This window comes from Pseudomonas sp. C2B4 (assembly GCF_013359695.1).
In the GTDB taxonomy this organism is placed as follows: Bacteria; Pseudomonadota; Gammaproteobacteria; order Pseudomonadales; family Pseudomonadaceae; genus Aquipseudomonas.
The window spans coordinates 18082-37912 of record NZ_JABFMU010000015.1 but is presented as its reverse complement, the minus strand read 5'-3'; the positions used below and the strand labels follow the sequence as shown (position 1 = coordinate 37912).

The 19831-nt window shown below is 61.9% G+C and carries 17 protein-coding genes; 12 read left to right on the top strand and 5 right to left on the bottom strand.

Features of this window, described 5'->3' with window-relative positions; all coding sequences use genetic code 11:
• The first annotated feature begins 289 nt into the window (after nt 1-289).
• The 12 genes from arnB (at nt 290) to HNQ83_RS12545 (ending at nt 13901) form a co-directional block, all read left to right on the top strand.
• Nucleotides 290-1438 carry a UDP-4-amino-4-deoxy-L-arabinose aminotransferase gene (gene arnB / locus HNQ83_RS12600; RefSeq protein WP_175389258.1) on the top strand — a complete coding sequence of 383 codons (1149 nt, stop codon included), beginning with the start codon at nt 290-292 and terminating at the stop codon, nt 1436-1438.
• Nucleotides 1435-2454, top strand: a complete 1020-nt coding sequence (arnC, locus tag HNQ83_RS12595; RefSeq protein WP_175389257.1) for an undecaprenyl-phosphate 4-deoxy-4-formamido-L-arabinose transferase — start codon at nt 1435-1437, stop codon at nt 2452-2454. The genes arnB and arnC overlap by 4 nt, the downstream gene beginning before the upstream one ends.
• Nucleotides 2451-4457 carry a bifunctional UDP-4-amino-4-deoxy-L-arabinose formyltransferase/UDP-glucuronic acid oxidase ArnA gene (gene arnA / locus HNQ83_RS12590; protein WP_175389256.1) on the top strand — a complete coding sequence of 669 codons (2007 nt, stop codon included), beginning with the start codon at nt 2451-2453 and terminating at the stop codon, nt 4455-4457. Before arnC ends, arnA begins: the two co-directional genes overlap by 4 nt.
• A complete protein-coding gene (arnD, locus tag HNQ83_RS12585; protein WP_175389255.1) occupies nt 4457-5341 on the top strand; it encodes a 4-deoxy-4-formamido-L-arabinose-phosphoundecaprenol deformylase in 885 nt (294 codons plus the stop codon). The genes arnA and arnD overlap by 1 nt, the downstream gene beginning before the upstream one ends.
• Nucleotides 5338-6987 carry a lipid IV(A) 4-amino-4-deoxy-L-arabinosyltransferase gene (gene arnT / locus HNQ83_RS12580; RefSeq protein WP_175389254.1) on the top strand — a complete coding sequence of 550 codons (1650 nt, stop codon included), beginning with the start codon at nt 5338-5340 and terminating at the stop codon, nt 6985-6987. Before arnD ends, arnT begins: the two co-directional genes overlap by 4 nt.
• A complete protein-coding gene (gene arnE / locus HNQ83_RS12575; RefSeq protein ID WP_175389253.1) occupies nt 6984-7328 on the top strand; it encodes a 4-amino-4-deoxy-L-arabinose-phosphoundecaprenol flippase subunit ArnE in 345 nt (114 codons plus the stop codon). Before arnT ends, arnE begins: the two co-directional genes overlap by 4 nt.
• Nucleotides 7325-7726, top strand: coding sequence for a 4-amino-4-deoxy-L-arabinose-phosphoundecaprenol flippase subunit ArnF (arnF, locus tag HNQ83_RS12570; RefSeq protein WP_175389252.1), 402 nt, complete (start codon nt 7325-7327; stop codon nt 7724-7726). Before arnE ends, arnF begins: the two co-directional genes overlap by 4 nt.
• A complete protein-coding gene (locus HNQ83_RS12565; protein WP_175389251.1) occupies nt 7723-9099 on the top strand; it encodes a UDP-glucose/GDP-mannose dehydrogenase family protein in 1377 nt (458 codons plus the stop codon). Before arnF ends, HNQ83_RS12565 begins: the two co-directional genes overlap by 4 nt.
• A gap of 243 nt (nt 9100-9342) precedes the next feature.
• Nucleotides 9343-10521: an MFS transporter gene (locus HNQ83_RS12560; RefSeq protein WP_175389250.1), complete on the top strand. Its 1179-nt coding sequence runs from the start codon at nt 9343-9345 to the stop codon at nt 10519-10521.
• Between the two features lie 161 nt (nt 10522-10682).
• A complete protein-coding gene (locus HNQ83_RS12555) occupies nt 10683-11390 on the top strand; it encodes an HPP family protein (protein WP_175389249.1) in 708 nt (235 codons plus the stop codon).
• A gap of 249 nt (nt 11391-11639) precedes the next feature.
• Complete coding sequence (locus tag HNQ83_RS12550) at nt 11640-12746, top strand: enoyl-CoA hydratase/isomerase family protein (protein WP_175389248.1); 1107 nt, start codon at nt 11640-11642, stop codon at nt 12744-12746.
• Between the two features lie 3 nt (nt 12747-12749).
• The gene (locus HNQ83_RS12545; RefSeq protein WP_175389247.1) at nt 12750-13901 is read left to right on the top strand and encodes an acyl-CoA dehydrogenase family protein; all 1152 of its coding nucleotides are present in this window, start codon (nt 12750-12752) and stop codon (nt 13899-13901) included.
• A 185-nt stretch (nt 13902-14086) separates the two neighbouring features.
• Here the strand turns inward: HNQ83_RS12545 and HNQ83_RS12540 are convergent, their stop codons facing one another.
• From HNQ83_RS12540 to HNQ83_RS12520, 5 genes are all read right to left on the bottom strand, one after another.
• Entirely contained in the window at nt 14087-14860 is a 774-nt protein-coding gene (locus tag HNQ83_RS12540; protein ID WP_175389246.1) for an enoyl-CoA hydratase, read from the bottom strand.
• A gap of 16 nt (nt 14861-14876) precedes the next feature.
• Nucleotides 14877-16004 (bottom strand): acyl-CoA dehydrogenase, encoded by a 1128-nt coding sequence (locus tag HNQ83_RS12535; protein WP_175389245.1) that lies wholly within the window; start codon nt 16002-16004, stop codon nt 14877-14879.
• Between the two features lie 133 nt (nt 16005-16137).
• Complete coding sequence (locus HNQ83_RS12530; RefSeq protein WP_175389244.1) at nt 16138-17331, bottom strand: acetyl-CoA C-acyltransferase; 1194 nt, start codon at nt 17329-17331, stop codon at nt 16138-16140.
• Between the two features lie 12 nt (nt 17332-17343).
• Nucleotides 17344-18105 (bottom strand): SDR family NAD(P)-dependent oxidoreductase, encoded by a 762-nt coding sequence (locus HNQ83_RS12525; RefSeq protein ID WP_175389321.1) that lies wholly within the window; start codon nt 18103-18105, stop codon nt 17344-17346.
• A gap of 16 nt (nt 18106-18121) precedes the next feature.
• On the bottom strand, nt 18122-19786 hold the full coding sequence (locus HNQ83_RS12520; RefSeq protein WP_175389243.1) for an AMP-binding protein: 1665 nt from the start codon (nt 19784-19786) through the stop codon (nt 18122-18124).
• Nucleotides 19787-19831: the final 45 nt, after the last annotated feature.

The window sequence follows — 19831 nt, the reverse complement described above, 5'->3', positions numbered from 1 at the left end:
AGAGCGGCACTTCCGTAGGACTTTTCTTTAACGAGTCGCGATAAACGGTAGAAGTCTGAACAGCCGCTTAATGGCTTTGAGATAAACGATTCCAGCACCGTTTTTTCATGTTCCTTTGACAAAAACGGGCATAACCTTCGATAAACCGGTGAGCCCGCAAACAGGCTCCCAAACTGCCGGCCATGGCCGTAAAAGTCAATTACGGTCCGTCGCATGCCGGCGGTTAACCCCTTGAATTCCTGATTCTTTCGGCATTTGCCGAAGGACGAGCCACGTCCCGAGGTTCTTCATGAGTGATGCGTTTCTCCCCTTCTCCCGCCCCAGTATCGGCGATGAAGAAATCACCGCCGTAGAGCAAGTTCTGCGCTCGGGCTGGATCACCACCGGCGCGAAAAACCAGCAACTGGAAGAACACTTCGCCCACTATGTCGGTTGCCGTCATGCCGTCGCATTGTCCTCGGCCACTGGCGCAATGCATGTCACGTTGCTCGCCCTCGGGATCGGCCCCGGCGATGAAGTCATCACCCCGTCGCAGACCTGGGTGTCCACGGCCAACATGATTTGCCTGCTGGGTGCCACACCGGTATTCGTCGACGTTGACCCCGACACCTTGATGAGTGACCTGGCGAGCATCGAGGCGGCAATCACCCCGCGTACCATGGCGATCATCCCGGTCCACTACGCCGGCGCGGCGTTCGACCTCGATCCTTTGTATGCGCTGGCCGATAAACACGGTGTCGCGGTGATCGAAGACGCCGCCCACGCCGCCGGCACCCTTTACAGGGGGCGTCGCGTCGGCGCCAAAGGCACGGCGATTTTCTCGTTCCATGCGATCAAGAACATGACCTGCGCCGAGGGCGCGATGTTGGTCACCGACGACGAGGCGCTCGCCAATCGGGTTCGCATGCTCAAGTTCCACGGCCTGGGCGTCGATGCCTACGACCGCTTGACCCATGGCCGCAAGCCCCAGGCGCAGGTGGTCGAACCCGGTTTCAAATACAACCTGGCCGATATCAACGCCGCCATTGCGCTGGTGCAACTGGAGCGGCTGGACGAGATCAACGCCAAACGCACGCAACTGGCCAGACATTACCTGCAGCGGCTTGAAGGCCTGCCGGTGCAACCGCTGGCCCTGCCGACCTATCCGCAACAGCACGCCTGGCACCTGTTCATCCTGCGCATCGATCCGGAACGCTGCGGACTGGATCGCGAGGCGTTCATGAAAGCCTTGCAGGAACAGAACATCGGCACTGGCATTCACTTCATTGCCACGCACCTGCACACCTGGTACCGCAAACGCTTCCCCGCCGTTCACCTGCCCAATACCGAATGGAACTCGGCGCGCCTGTGCTCGATCCCGCTGTTCCCCGACATGACCACCGATGACGTCGAACGCGTTGTCGGCGCCATCGAAAACTGCCTGGACAGAAGCCTGTGAGACCTTACCCGATAAACGTCGTGTCGATCGTCATCCCGGTCTACAACGAACAAGCCAGCCTGCCGGAGCTGCTGCGCCGTACCGAAGCGGCCTGCCAGCAACTGCACCACGCCTACGAAATCGTGCTGGTCGACGACGGCAGCCGTGACGACTCCGCCTACCTTCTGGAGCAAGCCGCGTCCCGCCCGGGCAGCCCGGTGGTGGCGGTCATACTCAATCGCAATTACGGCCAGCACGCCGCGATCATGGCCGGCTTCGAGCAGAGCAAGGGTGATCTGGTCATCACCCTCGACGCCGATCTGCAAAACCCGCCCGAGGAAATCCCGCGACTGGTCGCCCAGGCCGAACTCGGCTACGACGTGGTCGCCACGGTGCGCAACAACCGTCAGGACTCGGCCCTGCGCCGCTGGCCGTCGAAACTCATCAACCTCGCCGTACAACGCTCCACCGGCGTGGCCATGAGTGACTACGGCTGCATGTTGCGCGCCTATCGCCGCACCATCGTCGACGCGATGCTCGCCTGCCGCGAGCGCAGCACCTTCATTCCGATCCTGGCCAACAGCTTCGCCCGGCACACCACGGAAATCCTCGTGAACCACGCCGAGCGCGAGCACGGGGAATCCCGATACAGCCCCATGCGCCTGGTCAACCTGATGTTCGACCTGGTCACCTGCATGACCACCACGCCCCTCCGGTTGTTGAGCATTGTCGGCTTCGGCATGGCGGCCCTCGGCGTGCTGTTCGCCATGGCGCTGATTGTCCTGCGCCTGGCCTTCGGCAGCAGTTGGGCCGGCGACGGCACCTTCGTGTTGTTCGCCGTGCTGTTCGTGTTCACCGGCGGCCAATTCATCGGCATGGGTCTGTTGGGCGAATACCTGGGACGCATGTACAGCGACGTCCGCGCCCGCCCCCGTTTCTTTGTCGAAAAGGTGCTGCGCAGCAAGCCCGCCGCCCCTGTTGCCGTTACCAGCACCGATCGCCCTACTTCCTCTACGACTCATCGGGTTCTTCCATGACCGCAAACGCTGTTGTCTTCGCCTATCACGATATTGGCTGCGCCGGCATTGAAACACTGCTCGACGCCGGCTATGACATCGCCGCTGTGTTTACCCACGCCGACGATCCCGGGGAAAACACCTTCTATGGCTCCGTGGCGCAGCTTTGTGCGCGCAAAGGCATCCCGGTGCACGCGCCGGAGGATGCCAACCACCCGCTGTGGATCGAGCGCATCGCCAAACTCGATCCCGATTACCTGTTCTCGTTCTACTACCGCAATCTGCTGAGCGAACCGCTGCTGGCCATTGCCCGAAAAGGCGCCTTCAACCTGCACGGCTCGCTGTTGCCACGCTATCGCGGTCGCGCACCGGCCAACTGGGTGCTGGTCAATGGTGAAAGCGAAACCGGCGTGACCCTGCATCGCATGGTCAAACGCGCCGACGCTGGCGCCATCCTCGCCCAGCAACGGGTGGCCATCGACCCCACGGATACCGCGCTCAGCCTGCACGGCAAGTTACGCGTGGCCGCCGTCGACCTGCTGCGCGACACGCTGCCGGCCCTGCTACAGGGCAAAGTCAGTGAAACCCCGCAGGAGGAGAGCCAGGCCACGGTGTTTGGCCGGCGCACCGCCGCTGACGGCAAACTGCTGTGGCACAGACCTGCGCAAGCTTTGTTCAACCTGGTCCGCGCCGTGACCCAACCTTATCCGGGCGCATTCTGCGCGGTGGGTGAGCACAAGCTGATTGTCTGGAGCGCGCAGGTCGTCAAGGGCAATGACGGCCAGGCGCCAGGCCGGGTGCTCAGCGTCGATCCGCTGCGTATCGCCTGCGGTGAAGACTCGCTGGTGATCAGCGCCGGTCAGCGCAACGACAACGGCCTGTACCTGAGCGGCCCGCAACTGGCCAATGAACTGGGGCTGGTGGACGGTTCCCTGTTAAGCGATGCCCAGTCCGCTCGCGCGCCTCGGCGCACCCGAGTACTGATCCTCGGTGTCAACGGCTTCATCGGCAATCACTTGTCCGAACGCCTGCTGCGCGACGACCGCTATGAAGTCTATGGCCTGGATATCGGCTCGGACGCCATCGAACGCCTGCGCAGCCATCCGAACTTCCACTTCGTCGAAGGCGACATCAGCATTCACTCCGAGTGGATCGAGTACCACATCAAGAAGTGCGACGTGGTCCTGCCGTTGGTGGCGATTGCCACGCCGATCGAGTACACGCGCAACCCTCTGCGGGTGTTCGAACTGGATTTTGAAGAGAACCTGAAGCTGGTTCGCTACTGCGTCAAATACAACAAGCGGGTGATTTTCCCGTCGACCTCGGAAGTCTATGGCATGTGCCAGGACAGCAACTTCGATGAAGACAACTCCAACCTGATCGTAGGCCCGATCAACAAGCAGCGCTGGATCTACTCCACGTCCAAGCAATTGCTCGACCGGGTGATCTGGGCCTACGGCCAGAAAGGCCTGAACTTCACCCTGTTCCGCCCCTTCAACTGGATGGGCCCGCGCCTCGACCGGCTGGACTCGGCACGCATCGGCAGTTCCCGGGCGATTACCCAGTTGATCCTGAACCTGGTGGAAGGCACGCCGATCCGCCTGTTCGATGGCGGCGAGCAGAAGCGCTGCTTCACGGACATTGCCGACGGCGTCGAAGCCCTGGCGCGGATCATCGACAACGACAACGACGCCTGCAATGGCCAGATCATCAACATCGGCAACCCGGACAACGAAGCCAGCATCCGCCAGTTGGGCGAAGAGTTGTTGCGCCAGTTCGAAGCGCATCCGTTGCGTCACAACTTCCCGCCGTTCGCCGGGTTCCGCGATATCGAAAGCAAGGCGTTCTACGGCAGTGGTTACCAGGACGTGTCCCACCGCAAACCGAGCATCGCCAACGCCAAACGCCTGCTGGACTGGGCGCCGACCGTGGAAATGCATGAAACCATCGGCAATACCCTGGACTTCTTCCTGCGCGAGGCGATGCTCGAAATCGCGGCGCTTTCCAAAGAAGAAGCCTACTGATGCAGGCAGGCCTACGAATCGATGTCGACACCTACCGCGGCACCCGAGAGGGGGTGCCGCGACTGTTGGACCTGCTGGATGAAGCACAGATCAAGGCGACCTTTTTCTTCAGCGTCGGCCCCGACAATATGGGTCGGCACCTGTGGCGCCTGATCCGTCCGCAATTTCTCTGGAAAATGCTCCGTTCCAACGCGGCCGGCCTGTACGGCTGGGACATCCTGCTGGCCGGCACTGCCTGGCCCGGAAAACCCATTGGGCGCGACCTCGGGCATCTGATGCGCCGGGCCAGGGCAGCCGGACATGAAGTCGGCCTGCACGCCTGGGATCACCACGGCTGGCAAGCCAACGCCGGTCGTTGGCGCGATGCGCAGTTGGTCGAGCAGATACGTCAGGGCGTGGACACGCTTCACGACATCCTCGGCGAGCATGTCTGGTGCTCGGCCGTCGCCGGCTGGCGCGCGGATGAGCGCGTCATCGAGGCCAAGCAAGCCTTTGGCTTTCGCTATAACAGCGATTGCCGGGGCCATGGCCTGTTCCGGCCGATCCTGGCCGATGGCCGGCCGGGTGTGCCGCAGATCCCGGTGGACCTGCCGACCTTCGATGAAGTGGTCGGCCCGAACCTCGCCGCCAGGGATTTCAACGCCTTCATTCTCGATCGATTCACCCCCGGGAAACTCAACGTCTACACGATCCACGCCGAAGTAGAAGGGATTCTGATGGCCCACGATTTTCGTCAACTGCTGGCCGATGCGCGCCAGCGAGGTATTTCTTTTCAACCGCTGGGCGATCTGCTGCCAGCAAACCCAGACAACCTGACGGCCGGCCGCGTGATACGCGGCGCGCTGGAGGGCCGTGAAGGTTGGCTGGGAGTGCAAGGCGCATGAGCAGACGCTGGGCATTGCCGATGTTGCTGGCCATCATGGCGCTGGCGTACCTGCTGCCGCTGGGCAGCCACGGCCTGTGGATTCCCGATGAAACACGCTACGCCCAGATCAGCCAGGACATGCTCCTGAGCGGCAACTGGGTATCGCCGCACTTCATGAGCCTGCGCTATTTCGAAAAGCCGGCGGCCGGTTACTGGATGATTGCCCTCGGTCAGATGATCTTCGGGCAGAACCTGTTCGGCGTGCGCATCGCCTCGGTGCTCAGTACCGGTTTAAGCGTCTTGCTGTGCTACCTCATTGCCCGGCGCTTGTGGAACGAGCCGCGCAAGAGCTTCGCCTGCGCGTTGCTGTACATGAGCCTCACCGTGATTGCCGGCGCGGCGGGTTATGCCAACCTCGATCCGCAATTCACCTTTTGGGTGAACCTGAGCCTGGTGGCCCTGTGGTTTGCCCTGGACAGCGTCGACCGTGGCCCTCGCCTGATCGGCTGGACGGTGCTGGGGCTGGCGTGCGGCATGGGGTTCATGACCAAGGGCTTTCTCGCCTGGCTGCTGCCGGTGCTGATCGCCCTGCCCTGGATGCTCTGGCAAAAGCGCTGGCGTGAACTGCTGGTCTACGGCCCCCTGGCGATTGGGGTGGCCATCGCCGTCAGCCTGCCATGGGTCCTGGCGGTGCATGCCCGGGAACCCGATTACTGGCGATTCTTCTTCTGGCACGAACACATCCGTCGCTTCGCCGGGGACGACGCCCAGCATGACGCCCCCTGGTGGTATTACCTGCCACTGCTGGTGGCGTTCAGCCTGCCGTGGGCGGCCCTGCTGCCACCGGCGCTGAAACAGGCCTGGCAGACCCGGCGCCAGGCCAATATCGCCTTCCTGCTGTTGTGGCTGTTGATGCCGCTGCTGTTTTTCAGCATCAGCAAAGGCAAATTGCCCAGTTACATCCTGCCGTGCCTGCTGCCATTGGCCCTGCTGCTGGGACACACCCTGGCCGATCGCCTGAAACTTGGGCAAGGCCGCGCCCTGGGCATCAATGGCCTGCTCAACCTGGCGCTGGGGATGGTCACGCTCCTGGCCCTGGTCTACCTGCAGCTGAAAAAACCCTTGTACGACCATGAACTGCACAACCTGGTGCTGGTGTTCATCGGCCTGACCGGCTGGATCATGGCCAACCTGCTGCAAGCCTTTCGCCCCCTGCAATGCTGGGCCGCCCCGGCCTTCGGCAGCCTGCTGCTGATCGGACTGCTGCCGGCGGGGCTGCCCCATTCGGTCGTCGCCAACAAGATGCCCGATCAGTTCATCCTCGAACACGCCGCGGAGCTCGGCCAGACCGAGCGGTTGCTCAGCAATGACCTGGGCGCTGCGTCGGCCCTGGCCTGGCGCTTGAAGCGGCCGAACGTGGCTTTGTACAACACGATAGGCGAACTGAAATATGGCCTTGCTTATCCTGAGGGCGTACAGCAGCGCGTCGATCCCGGCCAGGTCCAGCAGTGGATGCACGACGCCCGCCAGCAAGGCTCGGTGGGCGTGGTGATGCGGGTCAAGGGCGACGACGAGCTGCGCGAACTTGAACGGCTGCCCAAGGACGGCAAGCGCTATGAACAAGGCAACATCGTGATTCTGATCATTCCCCGGACGGCGCCATGAGCCTGCTTCTGTTGCTGGCCGCCTGCCTGCTCACCTGCCTGGGTCAGATCGCCCAGAAGTACGCCGTGGAAAGCTGGCGTGGCCAGGCGTCGAACTTGAGCACGAAACTGCGCTCGCCATGGTTGTGGCTGGCGCTGGTCTCGTTGGGGCTCGGCTTGCTGGTGTGGCTGCTGGTGCTGCAGCGCCTCGAAGTGGGCATTGCCTACCCGATGCTGAGCCTCAATTTCGTGCTGATCACCCTGGTGGCGCGCTTCGTGTTCCAGGAAACCGTCGACAGTCGCCATTGGCTGGGCGTGGCGCTGGTGATCGGCGGTGTGGCTTTGCTGGGGCAACACGCATGACTCGGTATCGCGGCATCACCTTTGCGCTGGGCAGCGTGCTGCTGGTCAGTGCTGCACAACTGGGCATGCGCTGGAGCATGAGTCGCCTGCCGCTGCCGGAGCACTGGCTTGGCGGCGGCATTGATCCCGCGGCCATCGCCGTGGTGCTGGTCGCCATCCTGGCCTACGCCCTGTCGATGCTCTGCTGGCTCGTCGCCCTGCGCGATCTGCCCCTCGGTCGCGCCTACTCGCTGCTGAGCATCAGCTACGCGCTGGTGTATCTGGCCGCTGCCAGCCTGCCGTTCTTCCATGAAGACTTCAGTCTTTCCAAAAGCCTCGGGGTGGCCCTGGTCATCCTCGGCGTCATCACCATCAACTCTCGACCTGCTTACGCGCCCGAACTCAGGAGTGCCCCATGAAGATCAGTGTATTTGGTAGCGGTTATGTTGGCCTGGTCCAGGCGGCCGTTCTGGCTGAAGTCGGCCATGACGTGGTGTGCATGGACATTGACCCGAAAAAGGTCGAGCTGCTGCAACAAGGCCACGTGAGCATTTTCGAACCCGGGCTGGCCAGCCTGGTGCGCGAAAGCCTGGACGCCAAACGGCTGCAGTTCACCACGGACGAAAAGCTCGCCGTGCAACATGGCCAGGTGTTGTTCATCGCGGTAGGTACGCCGTCCCGAGACGATGGCTCGGCGGACTTGCGCTACGTACTGGCAGTGGGTGAAGCCGTGGCGCGGCACCGTGAACAACCGGTGATCCTGGTGGAGAAATCCACGGTGCCGGTGGGTACAGGCGATGCCTTGCGTACGCACATCGACAAATGCCTGATCAAGGTGGGTCGGTTGCTGCAGTTCGATATCGTCTCCAACCCCGAGTTTCTCAAGGAAGGCTCGGCCGTGGCCGATTGCCGGCGCCCGGACCGCATCGTCATCGGCTGCGAGCGCGACGAAGTTCGTGATGTGATGCGTGAGTTGTACGCGCCGTTCAACCGCAACCATGACCGCGTCATGTTCATGGACCTGCGCAGCGCCGAACTGACCAAATACGCCGCCAACTGCATGCTGGCGACCAAGATCAGCTTCATCAACCAGATGGCCGAACTGGCCGAACACCTGGGTGCCGACATCGAATCGGTGCGCCTGGGCATCGGGGCCGATTCACGCATCGGCTACCACTTCATCTACCCCGGTTGCGGCTACGGCGGCTCGTGCTTTCCCAAGGACATGCGCGCCCTGATCCACAGCGCCGAAGAGGCCCACTGCTCCAGCGACCTGCTGCAAGCGGTGGAGGCCATCAACCAGCGACAAAAACACAAGTTGTTCGAACGCATCAAAGCCTTCTACAAGGGCGATTTGCGCGGCAAGACCTTTGCCGTCTGGGGCCTGGCCTTCAAACCCAATACCGACGACATGCGCGACGCGCCGAGCCGGGTATTGCTCGAAGCGCTGTGGGCCGCGGGTGCGAACGTACGGGCGTTCGACCCGGAAGCCATGCAGGAAACCCAGAACCTGTACCCCGACGAAGCGAAACTGATGCTCATGGGCACACCGGAATCGGTGCTCAACGGTGCCGACGCCCTGATCATCTGCACCGAATGGCAGCAGTTCAAGGCCCCGGATTTCGACCTGATCCGTCAGCGGCTCCATGCGCCGGTGATCTTTGACGGGCGCAATCTCTACGACGCCGACCGCCTGGCCCAAAAGGGTTTCATGTACTTCCCGATGGGGCGTGGCGAGTCGCGCAAGTTGCCGATTCCATTGCAGAGCTGGTCTGCTGTTTCGGTGGCTTGAGGTCGTCAGCCAAGCACAGACTCTGTGGGAGCGAGCCTGCTCGCGAAAGCGGCTGTCAGGTGACAAACAGATGGTCTGACACTCCCTATTCGCGAGCAGGCTCGCTCCCACATGAGTTATCCAGTGGCTGCAAGTTTTGTATCCGACGCCGTTGAAATGTGGGAGCGAGCCCGCTCGCGAATGGCCGTGATCCGATATAGTGCCGAACACTACGGAATCTGAATAAGGACATTTGCCCCCCTCGTGGCCACTTACTCGCTCGTTATTCGCCGGCTGCTGATCTGCTCGCTGACCATCGTCGTCAGCCGCGCCATCACCAGCCCCATGCTGACACTGTTTCTGAGCAACAAGCTTGGCCTCAACCAACAGGATGTTGGCTTGCTGCTGGGCATCGCAGTGTTTATCGCTACCCTGCTCGCACTCTATGGCGGTTACATCATCGATCGCCTGGAAAAACGCCGGCTGCTGATTCTGACCATGCTTTCCAGCGCAATCGGCCTGGTGCTGCTGACGTTCGCGGAAAATCTTTACCTGACCACCGTCATCCTGGTGGTCACCGAAACCGCCTCGGCGCTGTTTCTCATCGGTTCCAAAGCGATCCTCAGTGAAAACCTGCCGATAAGCCAACGCGCCAAGGCGTTTTCACTGACTTATACCTTGACCAATATCGGCTATGCCGTCGGCCCTATGCTCGGCGTGATCATTGCCGGCATCTACCCGTTAGCACCGTTTCTGCTGGCGGGCGGCATTGCGTTTTTCAGCATCTTTTTGATGACCGGCATTGCCAGGGACCCGGCGTTGGCGCCGGTAATCGGTCAGGCACAAAGCTTCCTGAAAACACTGATTACGCTAAAAAACGACCGCACCCTGATCATGTTCACCTGCGGATGCCTGCTCAGTACCGTGGTGCACGGCCGTTTTACCTTTTACCTGTCGCAGTACCTGTTGGTCACCAGCGACGACCAGCACACACTGAAAGTCATGGCCGCCCTGCTCGCCTGCAACGCCATCAGCGTGATCCTGTTGCAGTACCAGATCGGGCGGTTTCTCAGGCGCGAGCATTTGCGCTACTGGATCGCTGGGGGTACCAGCCTGTTCATCCTCGGGTTGATCGGCTTCAGCCTGGCGGACAGCCTGATCAGTTGGTGCGTGGCGATGTTCATCTTCACCCTCGGGGAAATGATCATTTATCCCGCCGAGTTTCTCTTCGTCGACACCCTGGCCCCCGAAGCGCTGCGCGGCAGTTACTACGGCGCGCAGAACCTGGCCGCCCTCGGCGGCGCCCTGAGCCCGGTTATTTCTGGTTTCCTGTTGATGCACACGCCGGCACCGACCATGTTTTACGCGCTGAGTGCACTGGCAGCGTTGGGCGGAGCACTGTGTTTCATGAGTGGCCGGCGCGTGGCTTTACATCAGAATTAATGAACTGAAGCTTCATTAATATGAATTTGTCAGCATCAGCAAGGATCGGCAAACTGTCGTCGTTCCTCCCCCAATAGTTGGAACAACTTCAAGGGCTTTCTGGGTATCCCCGGCAAGCCTTTTTTTTTCCTCAGGTTTTTATCAAGGAAATACTTTTCATCATGCTCGCTCGCTGGTTGCCCGCCGCCATCAACACCCGCCCCTCCGAATGGAGTCGCGCCGCTATCGGCATGGCCTTCGGCACCCTGCTCAGCGTGTGGCTATGCGGTCAGGTCTTCGGCATCGAAGTGGCGCAGCATTTGATCGGCCCGCTGGGTGCCTCGGCGGTGCTGTTGTTCGCGGTGTCTTCCGGCGCATTGGCGCAGCCTTGGTCGATTCTGGGCGGCTACTTGAGTGCCGGCGTGGTGGCGCTGCTGGTGGCCCATGTGCTGGGCCGGACGCTGGGCAGTGCGTGCCTGGCGGCGGGCATGGCGCTGATCCTGATGTGCTGGCTGCGCTGCCTGCATCCACCGGCCGGCGCACTGGCGCTGACCCTGGTGCTGGCCGACCCGGCCACCGTTGCCATGGACTGGAAAGCCCTGGGCCCGGTCATGCTCGGCGCGTCGATCATGCTGCTCAGCGCCCTGGCCTACAACAACCTCACGCGCATCCGCTACCCCAAGCGCCCGGCAGAGCCGGTGGCCGTGGTGCCCGCCGATCATCCGCCCACCGACAGCCTGGCCATCACCGCCCAGGACCTGAAACTGGCGTTGGCCGACATGGAGGCCTTTTTCGACGTCACCCCTGAAGACCTGGAACAATTGATTCACGCCAGTGAGTTACATGCCAAACGTCGCAGTATTGGTGAAGTGCTGAGCCGCAGAACCTGACACAACACAGCCCACTGTGGGAGCGAGCCTGCTCGCGAAGAGGCCATATCCGACAACATCAATGTTGAATGACATACCGCCTTCGCGAGCAGGCTCGCTCCCACATTGGGTGTATGTGATCGTCATTGCAAATATGCAGGGAGACCCTGCACATATCCCCGTTGTACATCACAAATTTGCACTGTTACGATCCAGCATCGCTCGCGCGCGAGCTTCTCTATAAAGAACAATAAAAGCAGGGAGTTAGTGATGACTGCTCAGGTTTCTTCTCCAGGGGCCCGGTCCATGGATGCCACGCAAAATGAAGTGCTGGCCGAGGTTCGCAACCACATCGGTCACCTGACCCTCAACCGCCCCGCCGGGCTCAACGCGCTGACCCTCGACATGGTCCGCAGCCTGCAACGCCAGCTCGATGCCTGGGCACAGGATCCGCAGGTGCATGCGGTCGTGCTGCGCGGCGCCGGGGAAAAAGCCTTCTGTGCCGGCGGTGACATTCGCTCGCTGCATGACAGCTTCAAAAACGGCGACACACTGCACGAAGATTTCTTCGTCGAGGAATACGCCCTCGACCTGGCGATCCATCATTACCGCAAACCCGTGCTGGCCTTGATGGACGGTTTTGTCCTGGGCGGCGGCATGGGGCTGGTGCAAGGCGCCGACTTGCGGGTGGTCACCGAAAAGAGCCGCCTAGCGATGCCGGAAGTCGGCATCGGCTATTTCCCTGACGTCGGTGGCAGTTACTTCCTGCCGCGCATTCCCGGTGAATTGGGGATTTACCTGGGCGTCAGCGGCGTGCAGATCCGTGCGGCGGATGCGCTGTATTGCGGTCTCGCCGACTGGTATCTGGACAGTAGCAAACTGGCCGAGCTGGACGAGAAACTCGATCAATTGGAATGGCACGACACGCCGCTGAAAGACTTGCAGAGCTTGCTGGCCAAACTCGCGGTGCAGCAGCTGCCCGACGCACCACTCAAAGCGCTGCGCCCGGCCATCGACCACTTCTTCGCCCTGCCCGATGTGCCGAGTATTGTTGAACAATTGCGCGAAGTGACGGTTGCCGACAGTCATGAGTGGGCCGCGACCACCGCCGACCTGCTGCTGACCCGCTCGCCACTGGCCATGGGTGTGACCCTGGAGATGCTGCGACGCGGCCGGCACCTGAGCCTGGAACGCTGCTTCGCCCTTGAGCTGCACCTGGACCGCCAGTGGTTCGAGCGCGGCGACCTGATCGAAGGCGTGCGCGCCTTGCTGATCGACAAAGACAAGAACCCGCGCTGGAACCCGCCCACCCTGCAGGCGCTGGACGCCGAGCACGTGGCGAGTTTCTTCACCGGGTTTGATCAAAGCGGGAGCTGAGCCATGCACGATATCGAATTGAGCGAAGAGCAAGTCATGATCCGCGACATGGCCCGGGACTTTGCCCGTGGCGAAATCGCCCCCCACGCCCAGGCCTGGGAAAAGGCCGGCTGGATCGACGATGCGCTGGTGGCGAAGATGGGCGAGCTGGGTCTGCTCGGCATGGTCGTGCCCGAGGAATGGGGCGGCACCTATGTCGACTACGTGGCCTATGCCCTGGCGGTGGAAGAAATCTCGGCAGGCGACGGCGCCACCGGCGCGCTGATGAGCATCCACAACTCCGTGGGCTGCGGGCCGGTGCTCAACTACGGCACCGAAGAACAGAAACAGACCTGGCTGGCGGATCTGGCCAGCGGCCAGGCCATCGGTTGCTTCTGCCTGACCGAACCCCAGGCCGGTTCCGAAGCGCACAACCTGCGCACCCGCGCCGAACTGCGCGACGGCCAATGGGTGATCAACGGCGCCAAGCAATTTGTCAGCAATGGCAAACGGGCAACACTGGCGATCGTGTTTGCCGTGACCGATCCGGATCTGGGCAAGCGTGGCATCTCGGCGTTCCTGGTGCCCACCAGCACGCCTGGGTTTACCGTCGACCGCAGCGAACACAAGATGGGCATCCGCGCCTCCGACACCTGCGCGGTCACCCTGAACAACTGCACCATTGCCGAAGCCAACCTGCTGGGTGAACGCGGCAAGGGCCTGGCCATCGCCCTGTCCAACCTCGAAGGCGGCCGCATCGGCATCGCCGCCCAGGCACTGGGCATCGCCCGCGCCGCGTTTGAAGCGGCACTGGCCTACGCCCGGGACCGCGTGCAGTTCAACAAGCCGATCATCGAGCACCAGAGCATCGCCAACCTGCTGGCGGACATGCACATGCAACTCAACGCAGCGCGCCTGATGATCCTGCATGCCGCCCGGTTGCGCAGCGCCGGCAAGCCATGCCTGTCGGAGGCATCGCAGGCCAAGCTGTTCGCCTCGGAAATGGCCGAGAAGGTCTGTTCGTCAGCGATCCAGATTCATGGCGGGTATGGGTATCTGGAAGACTATCCCGTAGAGAAGTACTACCGGGATGCGCGGATCACGCAGATTTATGAAGGGTCGAGCGAGATACAGCGGATGGTGATTGCCCGGGAGTTGAAAAACTACCTGGTGTGATGCCCTGAATGACGCGGGGGGCCTGAATCGACTCCGCGCCCTCAGGTTTTTCGCGAGCAGGCTCGCTCCTACAAATAAACAAAAAAGCTTCGCGAGCAGGCTCGCTCCCACAGTGGATCTCTGGTGTTCATGAGATCCTTTGTGGGAGCGAGCCTGCTCGCGAAGAGGCCCGCAAAAACGCTACATCACTTCCCTTGGAATTCAGCCTCACGCTTGGCAATGAACGCCGCCATCCCTTCCTTCTGATCCTGCGTCGCAAACGCCGCATGGAACACCCGGCGTTCGAAACGCACGCCTTCGGACAGGCTCACTTCAAAGGCGCGATTGACGCTTTCCTTGACCATCATCGCAATCGGCAGGGACTTACTGGCAATCAACGCCGCGACTTTCAACGCTTCGTCCAGCAGTTCATCGCTCGGCACGATCCGCGCCACGATGCCGCAACGCTCCGCTTCCTCGGCACCGATCAGGCGTCCGCTCAGGCACATTTCCATGGCCTTGGCCTTGCCCACGGCACGGGTCAGGCGCTGGGTGCCGCCCATGCCCGGCAGCACGCCGAGGTTGATTTCCGGCTGACCGAACTTCGCGTTGTCGCCGGCCAGAATGAAATCGCACATCAATGCCAGTTCACAGCCACCGCCCAGGGCAAAGCCGTTGACCGCGGCGATGATCGGCGTGCGGCGGTTGGCCACGCGATCGCTGTCGCTGAACAGGTCGTCGAGGTAGATCTGCGGGTAAGTCAGCTCAGCCATTTCCTTGATATCGGCACCGGCGGCAAAGGCTTTTTTCGAGCCGGTCAGCACGATGCAGCCGATGTTCGAGTCGGCCTCAAAACCATCGAGGGCGTGGTTGAGTTCGCTGACGATCTGCGCGTTCAACGCATTCAGCGCCTGCGGACGGTTCAGGGTAATCAGGCCCACGCGGCCATGGGTTTCCAGCAAAATCGTTTCGTAGTTCACGAGTTTTTTCCTTCTCTCAAAGATTGCGCGAAATGACCATGCGCTGAATATCGCTGGTGCCTTCGTAGATCTGGCAGACCCGCACGTCGCGGTAGATCCGCTCCAGCGGGAAATCGTTCAAGTAACCGTAACCGCCCAGGGTTTGCAACGCCGAAGAACAGACCTTCTCGGCCATTTCCGAGGCGAACAGCTTGGCCATCGAGGCGGCGACCAGGGCCGGTTGGCCGCTGTCACGCAGGGCGGCGGCGTAGTGCACCATTTGCCGGGCCACCGCGATTTGGGTCGCCATGTCCGCCAGGCGGAACGCGACCGCTTGATGCTCAATGATCGGCTTGCCAAAGCTTTCGCGCTCACGGGCGTAGTCGCGGGCCGCTTCGAAGGCGGCGCGGGCCATGCCCACCGATTGCGAGGCAATGCCGACGCGGCCGCCTTCAAGGTTGGCCAACGCGATCTTGTAGCCCTCGCCCTCTTCGCCCAAGCGGTTGGCCACCGGGACTTTCACGTCTTCAAACAGAATCTGGCAGGTGTCGGACGCATGCTGGCCGAGCTTGTCCTCGACCCGGGCCACTTTGTAGCCGGGCGAGTCGGTCGGCACGATCAGGGCGGTGATACCGCGTTTGCCAGCACTCGGATCGGTCACCGCAAACACAATCACCACCCCGGCGTTCTGCCCGGAGGTGATGAATTGCTTGCAACCGTTGAGCACGTAGTGATCGCCCTCAAGACGCGCGCGGGTTTTCAGGCCGCTGGCGTCGGAACCCGCCTGGGGTTCGGTCAAGGCGAAAGCACCGAGCATCGCCCCGCTGGCCAGCGGTTTGAGGAAGCGTTCTTTCTGGTCGTCGTTGCCGTAGTGGAGGATCGGCACGCAACCCACCGAGTTGTGCACGCTCATGATGGTCGAGCAGGCGCCATCGCCGGCGGCGATTTCTTCCAGGGCCATGGCATAGGCCAGGTAACCGGTGTCGCAACCGCCCCACTGCTCCGGCACCAGCATGCCGAAGAAGCCCAGGTCGGCCATCTCGCCGATGGCTTCCTTGGGGAAACGGTGCTCGCGGTCCCATTCGGCGGCGAAGGGTTTCAGCCGTTCCTGGGCAAATTGCCGGGCCGCGTCGCTGATCTGTTGTTGTTCGTCATTGGGGATCATAAATTTGAGCCTTAATACAATTTAACCTGTGGGAGCGAGCCTGCTCGCGAAAGCGGTGTGTCATTCAACATCAATGTTGACTGACATGGCCTCTTCGCGAGCAGGCTCGCTCCCACATGGGCCTGCATCAGTTTCAGTACAGGCACTCCACGGCCATCGCCGTCGCCTCGCCACCGCCAATGCAGATCGCCGCCACGCCACGCTTCAGGCCTTTCTGGCGCAGGGCCGAGAGCAAGGTCACGAGGATTCGCGCACCAGACGCACCGATCGGGTGGCCCAGGGCACAAGCGCCGCCGTGCACGTTGAGCTTCTCGTGGGGGATTTCCAGGTGGGTCATCGCAGCCATGCCAACCACGGCGAAGGCTTCGTTGACTTCGACCAGGTCCACCTGATCCAGGGACCAGCCGGTTTTTTTCATCAGTTTCTTGATCGCGCCAATCGGTGCCACCGGGAACAGGCCCGGGGTATCGGCGAATGCTGCGTGGCCATGGATCACCGCCAGCGGTTTGAGGCCGCGCTTGTCGGCTTCGGAGCGGCGCATCAGCACCAGCGCCGCTGCACCGTCGGAGATCGAGCTGGAGTTGGCCGCCGTCACGGTGCCGCCTTCGCGGAACGCCGGTTTCAGCGAGGCGATCTTGTCCAGCTTGGCTTTCGGCGGTTGTTCGTCGTGGCTGATGATCACCTGTTCCTTGCCGACGGTGACGGTCAACGGCACGATCTCGTCCTTGAAGCTGCCGTCCTTGATCGCCTGTTGTGCACGGGTGGTCGAGGCAATGGCAAATGCATCCTGGGCTTCGCGGCTGAAGTCGTTGGTTTCGGCACAGTCTTCGGCAAAGGTGCCCATCAGGCGGCCCTTGTCGTAGGCGTCTTCCAGGCCGTCGAGGAACATCGAGTCCAGAACGCGGCCGTGGCCCATGCGGTAACCGGCACGGGCGCGGTCCAGCAGGTACGGCGCGTTGGACATGCTTTCCATGCCGCCGGCAATCACCACCTCGGCACTGCCGGCCAACAGCATGTCATGGGCCAGGATGGCGGTTTCCATGCCGGAGCCGCACATCTTGTTCACGGTGGTACAGCGGGTCGACTTGTCCAGCCCCGCACCCAGCGCCGCCTGACGCGCAGGGGCCTGGCCAAGGCCGGCCGGCAATACGCAACCGACCAGCACTTCATCGACCGCATCCGGCGCAACACCGGCACGCTCCACAGCAGCCTTGATCGCAGCAGCACCCAGTTGCGGCGCGGTCAGGCTTTTCAGTTCGCCCTGGAAACCACCCATCGGGGTGCGGACGGCGCTGACGATAACGATTGGATCGTTGGCAATAGTCATGACAAATCCTCCTTATTTGGCCGCCATGCGCAAGGCGCCGTCGAGACGGATCACCTCGCCATTGAGCATGCTGTTTTCAATGATATGCCGGACCAGCGACGCGTACTCGGCCGGTTTGCCCAGGCGCGGCGGGAATGGCACGCCGGCGGCCAGGGAGTCGCGCACTTCCGGGGTCATGCCGGCCATCATCGGCGTTTCGAAAATGCCCGGGGCGATGGTCATCACGCGGATGCCGAAACGCGCCAGCTCACGGGCCGCCGGCAAGGTCAGGCTGACAATGGCGCCCTTGGAAGCCGCATACGCCGCTTGGCCAATCTGGCCGTCATAGGCCGCCGCCGATGCCGTGTTGATGATCACGCCGCGCTCGCCACCGGCGTCCGCTTCGGTTTCGGCAATCGCCGCCGACGCCAGGCGTAGCATGTTGAAGCTGCCAATCAAGTTGACGTTGATCACCTGGCTGAAGCTGCCCAGCGTGTGCGGACCGTTCTTGCCGAGGATCTTCTCGCCACGCACGATGCCCGCGCAGTTGACCAGGCCATTGAGGCCGCCAAAGGCCTTGACCGTAGCCTGCACCGCCGCTTCGGCCGCCGCTTCGTCGCTGATGTCCGCCACCACGCTTTGCGCGCCCAGACGCTGGGCCTGCGCCGCGACAGCCTCGGCATTCATGTCCACCAGCATCACTTTGGCGCCCGCGTCGACCAGCATTTCAGCGGTGGCCGCACCCAGACCGGAAGCACCGCCGGTGACGAGAAAAACCTTGTTTTCGATCTGCATCATTGTTTCCTTGGATTCAAGCTGAAACGTTCTTCGCCGCAGCCTCTTGAGCCTTGGCGATTTCCTGGTTGCGCAAGATAAAGCGCTGCAATTTGCCGCTTGGGGTTTTCGGCAACTCACTGACAAATTCGATTTCACGGGGGTACGAGTGTGCGGCCAGGCGCTTGCGCACGTGCTGGCGCAGTTCTTCGGCCAGTTCCGGCGCCGCGCGGTATTGCGCGCCAAGCACCACGAAGGCCTTGACCAGTTCGGTGCGCTCCGGATCGGGCTTGCCGACCACTGCCGCTTCCACCACCGCCGGGTGTTCGATCAGGGCACTTTCCACATCGAACGGACCGACGCGGTAGCCAGATGTGGTGATCACGTCGTCACTGCGACCGACGAAGCTGATGCTGCCGTCCGGATTCCATTCGACAGTGTCGCCGCTCAGGTAGTAGTTGCCGACGAACGCCTTGGTCGGCGCGCCTTCGTAACCGGCGAACCAGCACATCGGCGACTGGGTGCGGTCGATGGCCAGGATGCCCGGTTGACCGACACCCAGTTCCTTGTATTCATCGTCCAGCACCACAATGCGGTGGCCGGGCGAGGCAAAACCGGCGGCGCCCATGTGGATCGGGTGCTCCAGGCCATGGTGGTTGCACAGGACCATGCCCAGTTCAGTCTGGCCATAGTGGTCATGGATCACCACACCCAGGTTGTCGGCAAACCAGCGAATCACTTCCGGGTTCAACGGTTCGCCAGCGCTGCTGACGATGCGCAGTTTGCCTTTGATCGATTTGGCGAACTCGTCGCCGCCCGCAATCAACAGGCGATAGGCAGTCGGTGAACCGGTGAGGTTGGTGATGCCGTATTTGTTGATCACCCGGCAGGTGCTTTCAAGGGTGAACGGGCCATCGTAGAAGGTGATCGGGTGCCCCATGGCCATCGGGCCGGTGACGCCGAAATAGATGCCGTAGGCCCAACCCGGATCAGCCACGTTCCAGAACGCGTCTTCGGGACGCAGATCCACGGCGTCGCGGGTGTAACTCTCGAACGCGACGATGGCCTTGAGCGGCACCGACAGCGCTTTCGACGGGCCGGTGGTGCCGGAGGTGAACATCAGCAGGAACGGATCTTCGCCGGTCAGCAGCACCGGTTCGCAGACGTTGGAATAGTTGGCCAGTTCGGCCCAGAAGCTGTAGTCGCCCCGCACAATGCCCTGCCCTTTGGGGCCGGCGACGGTGACGATGGTCGGGCAATCGGCGACTTCGTCGAGTTTTGAGCGGTTGACCGCATCGGTGACCACCACTTTGGCACCCGAGCTGCCCAGGCGGTGCTCGATGGCTTTCGGGCCGAAGGCCGTAAACAGTGGCTGATAAACCGCACCGATGCGCCAGGTGGCAAACACGGTGATCAATAATTCGATGTTGCGTGGCAGCAGGCCGGCGACCTTGTCGCCCTTCTGCACGCCCTGGCTCAAGAGGAAATTGGCGAAACGCGCGGCCTTGTCCTGCAGGTCGCTGAAGGTATACGTGGCGCTAGTGCCATCACGACCTTCCCAGAACAGCGCGATGCGCCCCGGCAAGGCATGCCGGTCGCAACACTCGATACAGGCGTTGAGGGCAGTCAGATCGCCTGCGAGTGCGGCGTCGACGGTGTGCTGATAATTGAACTGTGAAACAGCAGACAAGTAATCGCGCATTGCCAGAATCCCTCTATGTTTTTTATTAGGTTGGGGAACCTTATC